Below are 13387 nucleotides of genomic sequence, written 5' to 3'. Positions count from 1 at the left end.
ATGTCTATATCACTGGCATATGGATTAAGTCCCCTTAATCCGGCAAAAGGAAAGTCAAAGCGCGGAGCGCCCGCACTTTGACCTTCCCGGCTCACCAGTTCATTTACATGTTTATCGTAGCTTACTTCTTGTCTTCGTCAATAACTTCATAATCTGCATCCACTACATTGTCTTTACCAGGACCACCTGCAGCATTACCATCAGCAGCACCATTTGCCCCTGCTTCTTGCGCAGCTTGCTCATATAGTTTAACAGAAAGCTGTTGTACGATCTCTGTTAATTTTTCGGTTGCAGCTTTGATCTCATCTAAGTTATCAGTTTCAACTGCTTTTTTCAACTCTTCTTTTGCAGCTTCCGCTTTTTCAGTTTCAGCAGCATCTACCTTATCACCAAGATCTTTAATTGTTTTATCAACACTATAGATCAATTGGTCAGCGTTATTTTTAGCTTCAACCATTTCTTTACGTTTCTTATCTTCGTCTGCATGAAGTTCTGCATCCTTCATCATACGTTCAACTTCTTCATCACTTAAACCGCTAGAAGAGGTAATTGTAATTTTTTGGCTCTTCCCAGTGCCTTTATCTGTAGCAGAAACGTTAACGATCCCGTTTGCATCAATATCAAAGGAAACTTCGATTTGTGGCACACCACGAGGTGCAAGTGGAATATCACCAAGCATAAAGCGTCCAAGTGTTTTGTTACCTGCTGCCATTTCACGTTCACCTTGCAAGACGTGAATTTCAACGCTTGGTTGGTTGTCAGCATAAGTTGAGAATACTTGAGATTTACTTGTAGGGATCGTAGTATTACGCTCGATCATTTTAGTAAATACGCCACCTGCTGTCTCAATACCTAGAGACAATGGAGTAACGTCAAGCAATACAACGTCCTTAACATCACCCGTTAATACACCAGCTTGAACCGCTGCACCAAGGGCAACCACTTCGTCAGGGTTTACGCCTTTGTGTGGCTCTTGACCCGTTAATTTCTTAATTGCTTCTTGTACAGCTGGAATACGAGTAGATCCACCAACTAATACAACTTTATTAATATCAGCAGAAGTTAAACCTGCATCGCTAAGTGCGCGACGTGTTGGAACAAGTGTACGTTCTACCAAATCAGCAGAAAGCTCTTCGAATTTTGCACGAGTCAAGTTTAATTCTAAGTGCTGAGGAACGCCATCAGCAACGGTAATAAACGGCAAGGAAATTGTAGTTGTTAACACGCCAGACAATTCCTTTTTCGCTTTTTCAGCAGCATCTTTTAAACGTTGTACAGCAGCTTTATCTTTGCTAAGGTCGATGCCTTGATCTTTTTTGAATTCAGCAACCAAATAATCAATGATCACTTGGTCAAAATCGTCACCACCAAGGCTGTTGTCACCACTAGTTGCTTTAACTTCGAAGAAGCCATCGCCAAGCTCTAGGATGGATACGTCAAATGTACCGCCACCAAGGTCATAAACAAGAATTGTTTGGTCTTCGGATTTTTCAAGACCATATGCTAACGCAGCCGCAGTTGGCTCGTTGACAATACGTAATACTTCAAGACCTGCAATTTTACCAGCATCTTTAGTTGCTTGACGTTGGCTGTCGTTGAAATAAGCAGGTACAGTAATTACGGCTTGAGAAACAGTTTGCCCAAGATAAGCTTCTGCATCAGCTTTCAATTTTTGCAAGATGATTGCAGAAATTTCTTGTGGTGTGAAGTCCTTACCATCAACACTTTCTTTATGTGCTGTACCCATATGTCTTTTAATGGAGCTAATTGTACGATCAGGATTGGTGATCGCTTGACGTTTTGCTGTTTCACCAACAACACGCTCTCCGTCTTTTTTGAAACCTACAACTGAAGGGGTTGTACGCGCACCCTCTGGGTTAGGGATAACAACCGCTTCGCCGCCTTCCATTACGGCAACGCAGGAATTTGTTGTACCAAGGTCAATACCAATTACTTTACTCATGGATAGTTCCTCCTTGAAATCTTATAAGTATGTGGGTTGTACAAATGTATATTTTTTAGTACTGGACATTTTAAAAAACGCTTTATGTCTTAGCTACTAACTTTAACCATTGCGGGACGAAGCACACGATCTTTAAGCTTATAACCCTTTTGTACTTCTTCAACAACAATACCTTCTTCATATTCGTCAGATTCCACCTGCATAATTGCTTGGTGAAACTCAGGGTTAAATGGCTGACCTACGGAATTCATTTCCTCTAGACCTTCTGCCTTAAGCACCCCTTCTAGTTGACGAAAAATCATCTCAACACCTTTAGCATAAGATGAAACTTCGGGATTGTCTGTTCCAGTGGAAAGGGCTCTTTCAAAATTATCAATAACAGGTAAAAGCTCTGTAATTAATAATGAAGATGCATATTTAGCTAAATCCTCTTTTTCCTTTTGTGTACGGCGACGGAAATTATCAAAATCAGCTTGTGTTCTAAGCACACGCTGCTGTTGCTCTTCTAATTCTGCTTGCAGCTTTGATAACTCGGAGTTATCCTTCATATCAACTGCTTGCTCCTCTTGATTCACTGTAGTTGACTCATTAACATCCTCCACAGCATCAGAATCTGTATATTCTTGATTCGCATTCATCGTTTCCATTGTTTCTTCCTCACTATTGATATTCATAGATTTCTGTTTGTCCTTCAAGCTGTTCACCTCCTTAACCTACTACAAGTGTTCATTAGATTGCAAAAGTTTGTATCTATAAAGCTTAGCTTAGCTAAGACGTGCTAATATTTTAGGTAAATCCTTAGATAATAAATCCAGCAACACCATAACACGACCATAATCCATCCGAGTAGGACCTAAAATTCCAATCGTACCGATTGCCTCACCTTCAACTGCATAACTTGCTGTAATTAAACTACAATTTGAAAATGCTTCGTGATCATTTTCAGTACCAATCTTGACCTGTATTCCACTTCCTGTAGATGCTGAGGTCAGCATTTTTAAAACGGTAGGTGTTTCATCAAGTAAATCTAAAATCGTTTTTACCTTCTCAACATCACGAAACTCTGGTTGTGTCAGCATATTAGTTGCACCACTTAAAAATAAGCGTTGTCCCTCTGAGCCACTACCGTCTAGTGCATGATCAACCATGTGCATTAAATCCTCATAATGATCAATATAACGCTGCATTTCTTGACCAACTTCACTATAAATTGCTGATTTCAATTTGTAGATCGGTACACCTACTAATTTATGGTTAAGTAGGTTCACCACCTTCTCCATTTCGGAGATGGAGACACCTGGTGGAATCGGTACGGTCTTATTTTCAACCTGTCCCGTATTCGTCACGATGATCGCTACGGCATGATTTTCATTTAACGGCAACAACTGAAAATGCCGTAATGAGGTATGAAAAATTTCAGGTCCAAGCAAAATCGAAGTATAATTTGTCATTTGCGATAAAATAGAACCGGCTTGTTGAATCACTTGTTCAATTGCATTTAGTTTCTCTGCAAAAGAGGATTTTAATGTAATCACTTCTTCTGGTGAAATTAAATTGATTGGCTTAATATGATCAACATAATATCTATACCCTTTATGTGAAGGAATACGTCCTGCTGAAGTATGAGGTTGCTCTAAAAATCCAAGCTCCTCCAGATCCGCCATTTCATTACGAATGGTAGCTGGACTAAATGCTACGTCTCCACGTTTCGAGATACTTCTTGAGCCGACAGGCTCCGCTGAAGTAATATAGTCATCGACAATTGCAGTTAAAATCATTCTTTGGCGCTCTGTTAACATCGCAGGTTTCCCTCCTAAAGACTAAGATTTTTTCACTCGTTAGCACTCAACTCTAATGAGTGCTAATCACTAATACAAAAATACCAAACTGACATGAGCATTGTCAAGTCAGTTCGGTATTTTAGGCGAGGGCAATTGTGGATGAAATAAAATTGAAGAGCAAGGAACTACGAAAAATTACGTGTCGCTCATGTAGAGGGTTGCTTCTCTCGCTGTTAAAAATTAATTTCTATATTAAACAAAATACTTCAAGGTAGAAATAAATTTTTAAATGCGACCATTCCATTGATCCACAATCCCTCTACACTTCGCTTAGTATTCCTGCCGAAGTTAAAGCAGAAATTAAGTGCAACTTTCAAAGTTAAAATTTTTCTCCGTTCCCTTAATCAATTCAATTTTAATATTTCATTCACAATTCCATATTAAATTTAGGTGTAGTATGTTGAACTGACATTTTGAATCATGTCAGTTAAGGTAGTAATTGATTTTTCTAACTTATGTCAGTTTAATACTTTGTACACCGCAATTTCATCGCAGGCATGTTGCTTTGGACAAAACACGCAATCTGTCCATACTTTTTCAGGGAAAATTTCTTTATCTACAACAGCAAAATTATTTTTCAGGAAAAAGGAAACCTCATAGGTTAACGCCATAATTTTTAATAAGCCCCTACGACGTGCTTCCTCTGTTAGTTCGTTTACGATCATGGAACCTAATCCACGTCCTTTATTACCTTCCATAATACCAAGGGAGCGAATTTCAACGAGATCATCACCTAACTGGCATAACGAACCACAACCAACTACTTTTCCATCCACTTCGGCAACAACAAACTCATTAATTTGTCTTTGTAACACTTCACGTGACCTTGGGAGCATAATACCTCGCTTGGCATAATCATCAATCATCACAAATAAAGGCTCTACATCATTTAGATTTGCCTTTCTACATACAACTACAGCAGGTATACTCATCACACATTCCTCCCAAGACGCAAATTCATACGAATAAATATACATTATAGTGTATAAGTTTGCAAGAGGTTTATGTCAGCTTTTTTACGATTTTTGTGTTGAACTATTTTTCACCTGCAAATTCGCAAATATTAATCCACCTATAATCAATAATGCTCCAATAATGTGGTAGTAGCTTAATGGCTCCCCTAAAATAAACGCCCCGGCTGCTAAAGTAATAAGTGTAGCTAGATGGGCAAACAAACTCATTTGTGAAGCCTCTAACTCAATTAATGCATAGTTGGATAAAAAGGAGGTACATAATGAAGAAAGAATACCCAAATATAAAATGGATAGTGTAAATTTCAAGTCTAAAAATGGTTGGAAAAATAGATTTAAGTCACCAACCACCATATGTCTTCCTACTGCAAATACATTAAAAAATATAAAGGCAATCGCCGACATAACACAGGTCATCTGAAAAACGTTATAATTTTGTACCAGCTTACGCGCAAAAACATTGTAGCCAGCAGAGGAGAAAGCTGATATTAAAATTAACCCACCACCAAGCATACTCGCTGAACCGATGTTTACACCCTTTAGCACAAAAATTAAAATAACCCCACATACCGATAACCCAATTCCAATTTTTCGATAAAGATTTGGACGTTCTCCTAAAAAACCTGCGGCTAAAAACATCGTAAAGATCGGAATCATAGCTTGAAAAATGCCAGCTTCTGTCGTCGAGCTAAAATTCAATCCAAATACCTGAAATAAAAAGAACATCAACGGATAAAGGATAGCTAACGGCAAAATCGCCATAATTTGTTTCCACGTTACTGAGAAGCGCGTTCTTTTAAAAAATAATAAGATTAAAACTGCTGCAGCCATACTAACTGTAAACCGATGTGCTAACGTATCTAGCGGGTGTGCACTTACTAACGTAAATTTGATAAATAAAAATGAAAAACCAATAATGAAACTATAAGAGATTGCGGCCAAATATGATTTATAATTTTGTCTCGTCATAAACGATCATCCCTTCTTATTCAATGTAGCTTATAATTCATACTGATGAATGTAACTTTATCGTAAACCAACTCTCCTTGTGCTACAATCATGAAAAGAGTAATCTGTACCCGTACAGAATAAGGTTAGCAATCCTAACTATAAATGTCTCATTATTTAAATTAGTGGTTGCCAAACTCACGAAAGGATCTCAAGCTTATGCTAAAATATGTAGCCCTCATGCAGCAATTAGAGCAGTTAATCCAGACTACACCTTATAAAGATGGACAACGTTTGCCCTCTATCCGTCAGCTAACCGAACTATATCCCTATACAAAAAATACGATTATACGTGCACTAATGGAATTGGAGCGTCGCCACGTCATTTATTCCGTTCCAAAAAGCGGCTATTACGTTGTTAAATCTCCTTCTCCTTTTTGTAATTTACCCGGAAGCTTGATCGATTTTTCTGCCTCATCCCCCGATCCATCTATTTTTCCTTACGAGGATTTCAGACATTGCATTAATAAAGCCATTGATATTTACCGAGAAGATTTATTTACTTATGGGACATCACAAGGGCTTCCTGCTTTAATTGAAGTTATGCGTAAATTACTAATGGAATATCAAGTGTTTACGAATGCACGCAATATTTTTGTTATGTCAGGGGTACAGCAAGCACTAGCGCTTTTATCCACCTTACCTTTTCCAAATGAAAAATCATTTATTTTGCTGGAGCAGCCAAGTTATCATTTATTTATTCAATATATTGAAGCAAGTGGTCTACCTTATCGCACGATTCAGCGTACAGCAGCAGGGATTGATATGGGGCAACTAGAAGCTCTATTTAGCACAGGGGAGATCAAATTTTTTTATACGATGCCACGTTTTCATAATCCACTTGGTTCTTCCTTTACAAAGGCGCAAAAGCTGGATATTTTAGCATTAGCCCATAAATATGATGTTTATATCGTGGAGGATGATTATTTAGCAGACCTAGATACAGGTAAAAATGATCCTTTATATACTTATGATGAACATGAGCATGTCATTTATTTAAAAAGCTATTCAAAAGTTATTTTTCCGGGCTTGCGAATTGGAACGGCGGTTATCCCTAACGCTCTTATCGATGCCTTCCAGCGTTACAAGCTAGTGCATGATATTGACAGCTCGATGTTATCTCAAGGTGCACTTGAAATTTATTTAAAAAGTGGAATGTTCGAGAGTCATATTGGAAAAATAGTTGGGCAATATCAGGAAAGAAGTCAAGTGTTGCATCGTGAATTACGCTCCTGTAATTCATTTGTAGAGGACAAAATAAAATATGTTGCTCCATCGATCCCTTGTATCCATAGTTGCTTAACCTTGGCACCTAATGTGTCTATAGGTGAATTACGTACCCGTTTAAAGAAACACAATATTATTATTGATATGATGGACTCCCATTATATTGGACGTACTCAGCCCGAGCATTATTTGAAATTGAACGTGTCCCGAGTAGCTTCGGAGGATATTAAAAAAGGAATTAAAACGATCATGAAAGAATTATAAAATTGAAGTGAAGGAGGTCAGGTGTTGCCACACTTTTTCAGCCTCAATTAAGCTCCACACCTGAACATCCGCATCCACTTATTGTTGCTTATTTAAAGCGTGCAGAAAAATTTAGAAATGAACGGAACTAAAGTTTATATCAACAACAAAAAAGGCTGTTGCTCCCTTTACAGAAGCATACAGCCTATAAATCTTAATCTTTTAATGTTCCATTACTCTTCTACTCTTCTGTTAAAATCCCAATAAATTCGGCAAAGACTTCATTTCCAAATAATATCCCTTTTGGGCTTAGCTGATAGCCACCTTGATCCTCATGCTGCTGAATGAGTCCCAAATTGAGCATCTTACGTAAGGGAGCCTCAAATATGTCCTCTAACGAATGACCAAACTGCTTTCTAAAGTCGTCATTACGCATCCCTTTAAGCATACGTAAACCAACCATTACAAAGTCCTCCATCGCTTCGTTTTGTGAAACCTCAAATTGCTGCATACGTGGCAAACCCTCAGCACATGCCTTCACATAAGGGTTAACTCCCTTCACGTTAATATGCCGCTGTCTACCTACATAACCATGTGCGCCAGCACCTAAGCCATAATAATCCTCATTGCGCCAATACGTAATGTTATGACGACTTTCTTTACCTGGCTTCGCGAAATTACTAATTTCATATTGCATTCTGCCTGCCGCCTGCATCCGTTCCATCAGCAGCAAATACATTTTAAGCTCATCTTCCTCGGCAGGGAGAGGCAGTTGATTTTTATTATATAACGTATGGAAAAGGGTGTTTTCCTCCACCTTTAAGCTGTAAATCGAATAATGGGGTAAATCCAGCTCAAGTGCCTTCGTAATGCTTTCATCTAACATTTCAACCGTCTGCCTAGGTAAACCAAACATCAAATCAATCGAAAGATTAGTTAACCCTGCCTTATGTGCGTTATCAAGACTACGATACACATCATCTGTATTATGAATTCGGCCAATATCCGATAATAATTTATTTTGAAAGGCTTGTACACCAAAGCTAACGCGATTAACTCCGCCCGCCTTCATGACCTTTAGCTTCTCTAAATCCGTTGTTCCTGGGTTTGCCTCCATCGAAAACTCCATATCCTTTGCCCATGGAGAAAAATGCTTACGCACAGACGTAAGGAAAAAGTCCATTTCTTCAGGATTAAGCACCGTTGGCGTACCTCCACCAACAAAGATGCTATCAATTCGCTCAGGAGGATTCTGAGCAACCGTTAATTCCATTTCACGATCTAAAGCACGTAAATAATCCATTACAGGCTGATCCTTCAGCACATAGGAATTAAAATCGCAATAGAAGCATTTATTTGTACAAAAAGGAATGTGTATATAAACTGCATTAGGCGCAGCCGATGTGTATTGCGAGTCATGACGATTTGTTTCTGTTGTAATTTGTTGCTTTTCACTTTGCAGGTGAATTGTATTATCCATGGCTATGCCTCCAATCTTGTCTTTAATTTGATTGTCTATATAACTGTGTAAAGACTTGATTAGCATAATGGATTTAATAGATGTCGTCAACAAAGCGACCTTTAACCTAAAATGAAATCAATATCATTAGGCAAAAGGTCGATTCAACAAGCAACAGTTTACTTTATCAGCTCTAAATAATGATTTAATTCATAGGTTTCACCTGAGACCACCTGCAATTGAGCAGCATCTTGCCCACAGCGTATCCAAATTGTGCTTGTCTTAGAGGCTTTAATGCTTACCTGTTCAAGTCTACTATCCTTCCAGCTAAAGCTAAGCTCAACACCACCTCTAGCCCTTAATCCACTTGCACTACCCTCTGTCCAATGAGAAGGAATCGCAGGTAATAAATGAATTTCGCCTCCATGACTTTGCATAAGCATTTCCGTAATGGCCGCGGTTCCCCCAAAGTTTCCATCAATCTGAAAAGGAGGATGATCACAAAAAAGATTAGGTAAGGTGGAATGCCCTAACAAAGCCACAATATTTTCATAAGCAAGTTGTCCATCTTGTAGACGCACCCACATATTTGCGATCCATGCGCGACTCCACCCTGTATGCCCACCGCCATGCTGTAACCGCCGCTCTAACGTGACACGCGCAGCCTGTGCTAACTGAGGGGTTTTCTTCATTGTAATCTGCTTCCCAGGGTGTAAAGCAAATAAATGGGAGATGTGTCGGTGGCCTTGGTCCACCTCTTCATAATCATCCGCCCACTCCTGAATTTGACCATAACGCCCAATTTGAGGTTGTGGTATTTTTTGAAGCTGCTGCTTTAGTTTAGAAACAAATGCATCTTGGATGCTTAACTCCTCTGCGGCTTCAATACAGCTTTCAAATAAAGCTGTAGCAATTTGTGCATCCATTGATGCACCTGAGCACAATACACCAACATTTCCATTAGGTAACACATATTCATTTTCAGGAGAAATCGTGGGGCAAATGACCAATCTTCCTTCGTGATCCTCGATCAGATATTCAGAAAGGAAAATGGCCGCTTCCTTCATCGTCTCATAGGCACGAGCTAAAAACTCCAAATCCCGACTATATTCATAATGCTCCCATAAATGTAGACAAAGCCATGCCGCCCCCATTACCCAGATGCTAGAGCTTAGACATACATCCTGTGTCGCTGTATCTCCCCATATATCTGTATTATGATGTGCCATAAAGCCGTTGCACCCATACATTTTGTTAGCTGTTACTCTTCCAGGCTCACGCATTGTTTCTATTAAATCAAATAAAGGTAGATGGCAATCCGCTAGATTACATGCTTCACTAGGCCAATAGTTCATTTGTGTGTTGATATTAATCGTATATTTGCTATCCCACACAGGTAACATATCTTGATTCCAGATGCCTTGTAGTGTTAATGGCAAAGAACCAGGACGACTCCCTGCAATCATCAAATAACGTCCATATTGAAAATATAATGGAATGAGACCATCATCACGTTCTCCTGCTCGCACACGTTCCAAACGAGCATCTGTTGGTAACTGATTCAGATCCAGATCGTTTCGATCATTTCGACCATCTTCACTATTTCCACAAGTCCCTAGCTTAAACTGTACACGCTGAAACAAAGCTTGATAATCTGCGATATGCTCCCTTTTCAGCTCATCATAAGCTTGTAAAGCTGCATGCTCTATTACTTTTACGGCATAACCTAAAGGATCAGATTCTCTATACGTCGTAGCCGCCGCTAAATAAATAGTTGCCTCATCTGCACCTTCGACGATAATCGAGTTTCCAATCGTTTGTACAGTTCCACCTGTTACCTTTATTTTCATCGCACTTGCAAAGGAAACCGCGTCCTCCCCACCACATCTTCCCTTCATATATACACTGTCCTGTGACAATGCTCTATTTTCATCCACATAGGCATTAAAGCCAACCTGATATTTAAACGTATATTTTGAAAAGGGATCACGATTCCAGATTGAATTGCCTCTAGCAAGTTGGGTATGAAAAGATAAGCATCCGGATTGATCGGCAGTTAAATGTAAAACAAATACCCCAGCAGGAAAGCTTGTAAAAGCTTCACGATGATATGTCACCCCATTTTTAGTAAATGAGCTGGTTACTGTTGCTGTCTCTAAATCAAGCGCTCTATGGTAGTTTTCCGCCTCTCCTTCTTCATCAAAAAAGAGAAATAAATTGCCTAACGTTTCATAATGACGTTGTCCTTCTGGCACACCTGTTAATGCAAAAGCAGCTAGCTTTTCGGCTTCTTTAATTTGCCCGTTAAAAATCATGTCACGGATTTGTGGCAAATGCGTCAGTGTATCTGGATTGTTTCGATCTCTTGGGCCTCCATACCACACACTATCCTCATTCAGTTGAACCTGCTCAACATTGACACTGCCATACACCATGGCGCCTAACTTTCCATTACCAAGTGGCAAGGCTTCGTTCCAAGCTCCTGCAGGTTTGTCGTACCAAAGCTTCATCTATGAATACCTCCGTTCTACTAAAACGCTTACATAAAATATTAAATAAGAGTAATTGCATAAATTTTGATTTTAATATACATGTATCTATCCTGTTGTACTTATTAAATATACTATTCTATTCATTGCAGTTAATACTAGCTTCAAACTATATATAATTCTAAAAAAATGATAGGGAAAGGCGTAACTTTTCAAAAAATTAAAAAATCCCCACCTGCTATGTCCATTTCATAAAAAATGAGCATAACAAGTAGGGATCTAGAATTATAAAAAATTGAGTTAGGATTAAAGCTACTCGTCCAGCTTCAGCACAGCCATAAATGCTTCCTGAGGAACTTCTACACTGCCGACCTGCTTCATCCGTTTTTTACCTTCCTTTTGCTTCTCTAATAGCTTACGTTTACGTGAAATGTCACCGCCATAACATTTAGCAAGTACGTTTTTACGCATCGCTTTAACCGTTTCACGCGCAACAACCTTTGTGCCCACAGAGGCTTGAATTGGAACCTCAAACATTTGACGTGGGATCAACTCACGTAGCTTCTCACAAATGACGCGTCCACGTTGATAAGCACGATCCTTATGGACGATAAAGGACAACGCATCAACCTGCTCACTATTAAGCAAGATGTCCATTTTCACTAAGTTGGAACGTCTGTAGCCAGATAGCTCATAGTCAAATGAAGCATAGCCCTTTGTTCCGGACTTCAGCTGATCAAAGAAATCATATACGATTTCAGACAATGGAATTTGATACGTAATCGTAACACGAGTTGTATCTAAATATTCCATGTTTACAAACTCACCACGTTTATTTTGGCACAACTCCATCACTGTTCCTACATAATCGTTTGGTACAATAATCGCTGCCTTCACAAATGGCTCCTCAACAAAGTCAATCTTTCCAACCTCAGGGTAGTTTGAAGGGTTGTCGATGACAATCATTTCCCCATTTGTTAAGGTAACATGATAAATAACGCTTGGCGCAGTAGTAATCAATGGAATATTAAATTCACGCTCAATCCGCTCTTGAATAACGTCCATATGCAATAGTCCAAGGAAACCGCAACGGAAACCAAAACCAAGTGCACTTGAGGTTTCAGGTTCGAAGCTAAGAGAGGCATCATTTAATTGAAGCTTTTCAAGCGCTTCACGTAAATCATTGTAGTCAGAGGACTCAATTGGGTAGAGTCCACAATACACCATTGGATTAATTTTACGATAACCCGGTAATGCCTCAGGTGTAGGGTTTTTAGCGTCTGTAACTGTATCCCCGACACGCGTATCACCGACAGTTTTAATCCCCGCAACGATAAAGCCTACATCACCAATATTAAGCTCATCGACAATTGTCATCCGAGGTTTAAATGCCCCTACCTCTATGACCTCAAACGTTTTGTTTGTTGCCATCATTTTGATTTTAGAGCCTGCTTTTATTTTTCCGTCAATAACACGAACGTACACGATAACCCCCTTATACGGGTCATAATGCGAGTCAAAAATAAGTGCTTTAAGCGGCTTGTCCGGATCACCTGTAGGTGCTGGGACTTGCTTCACCACTTGCTCCAAAATTTCCTTAATGCCAATTCCTGCTTTTGCAGAAGCATGGACAGCATCACTGGTATCTAGGCCAATGACATCTTCAATTTCTTGTTTTACACGATCAGGGTCCGCACTGGGTAAGTCAATTTTATTAATGACAGGCAAAATTTCAAGATCATTATCTAGCGCCAAATAGACGTTAGCTAATGTTTGCGCCTCAATCCCTTGTGCCGCATCTACAACAAGCAAAGCACCTTCACAAGCAGCTAAGCTTCTTGAAACCTCATACGTAAAATCGACATGCCCTGGGGTATCAATTAAATTAAGTAAATACTCTTCACCATCATCTGCACGGTAAGTCAAGCGAACCGCCTGTAGCTTGATCGTAATTCCGCGTTCACGCTCCAAGTCCATGTGATCGAGGACCTGTTCCTGCATTTCACGTGACGTTAACGCGCCGGTATATTCCAAAATACGGTCTGCTAATGTTGATTTACCATGATCTATATGTGCGATGATACAAAAATTACGAATTTTTTCTTGTCTTGCTCTAATATCAGTCATTCCTTACCCCCACCAAAAATCATAAGAAGTACAATCAATTCATTATAGCAGTTGCAGTC

The 13387-nt window shown here is 39.4% G+C and carries 9 protein-coding genes; 1 reads left to right on the top strand and 8 read right to left on the bottom strand.

What is annotated here, in order from left to right; genetic code table 11:
• Window positions 1-121: 121 nt before the first annotated feature.
• The 5 genes from dnaK to J2Z32_RS04430 all read right to left on the bottom strand — a co-directional run bounded on the left by dnaK (window position 122) and on the right by J2Z32_RS04430 (window position 5744).
• The gene (gene dnaK / locus J2Z32_RS04450; protein WP_210087973.1) at window positions 122-1963 is read right to left on the bottom strand and encodes a molecular chaperone DnaK; all 1842 of its coding nucleotides are present in this window, start codon (window positions 1961-1963) and stop codon (window positions 122-124) included.
• A gap of 89 nt (window positions 1964-2052) precedes the next feature.
• Window positions 2053-2658, bottom strand: a complete 606-nt coding sequence (gene grpE, locus J2Z32_RS04445) for a nucleotide exchange factor GrpE (RefSeq protein ID WP_425342980.1) — start codon at window positions 2656-2658, stop codon at window positions 2053-2055.
• Between the two features lie 69 nt (window positions 2659-2727).
• The gene (gene hrcA / locus J2Z32_RS04440; RefSeq protein ID WP_210087972.1) at window positions 2728-3762 is read right to left on the bottom strand and encodes a heat-inducible transcriptional repressor HrcA; all 1035 of its coding nucleotides are present in this window, start codon (window positions 3760-3762) and stop codon (window positions 2728-2730) included.
• Window positions 3763-4262: 500 nt separating this feature from the next.
• Window positions 4263-4736, bottom strand: a complete 474-nt coding sequence (locus tag J2Z32_RS04435) for an N-acetyltransferase (RefSeq protein WP_210087971.1) — start codon at window positions 4734-4736, stop codon at window positions 4263-4265.
• Window positions 4737-4820: 84 nt separating this feature from the next.
• Window positions 4821-5744, bottom strand: a complete 924-nt coding sequence (locus J2Z32_RS04430) for a DMT family transporter (RefSeq protein WP_210087970.1) — start codon at window positions 5742-5744, stop codon at window positions 4821-4823.
• A gap of 198 nt (window positions 5745-5942) precedes the next feature.
• On the opposite strand from J2Z32_RS04430, the gene J2Z32_RS04425 reads away from it, so the two are divergent.
• Window positions 5943-7274, top strand: a complete 1332-nt coding sequence (locus J2Z32_RS04425; protein ID WP_210087969.1) for an aminotransferase-like domain-containing protein — start codon at window positions 5943-5945, stop codon at window positions 7272-7274.
• Between the two features lie 220 nt (window positions 7275-7494).
• Here the strand turns inward: J2Z32_RS04425 and hemW are convergent, their stop codons facing one another.
• The 3 genes from hemW to lepA form a co-directional block, all read right to left on the bottom strand.
• A complete protein-coding gene (gene hemW / locus J2Z32_RS04420) occupies window positions 7495-8694 on the bottom strand; it encodes a radical SAM family heme chaperone HemW (RefSeq protein WP_483414183.1) in 1200 nt (399 codons plus the stop codon).
• Between the two features lie 197 nt (window positions 8695-8891).
• Window positions 8892-11222, bottom strand: coding sequence for a glycoside hydrolase family 95 protein (locus tag J2Z32_RS04415; RefSeq protein ID WP_210087967.1), 2331 nt, complete (start codon window positions 11220-11222; stop codon window positions 8892-8894).
• Window positions 11223-11513: 291 nt separating this feature from the next.
• Window positions 11514-13328 (bottom strand): translation elongation factor 4, encoded by a 1815-nt coding sequence (gene lepA, locus J2Z32_RS04410; protein WP_210087966.1) that lies wholly within the window; start codon window positions 13326-13328, stop codon window positions 11514-11516.
• Window positions 13329-13387 lie beyond the last annotated feature (59 nt).

This window comes from Paenibacillus turicensis (genome assembly GCF_017873435.1).
In the GTDB taxonomy this organism is placed as follows: domain Bacteria; phylum Bacillota; class Bacilli; order Paenibacillales; family Paenibacillaceae; genus Fontibacillus; species Fontibacillus turicensis.
The sequence above is the reverse complement of the archived record's forward strand: the minus strand, read 5'-3'. Positions and strand labels throughout refer to the sequence as shown.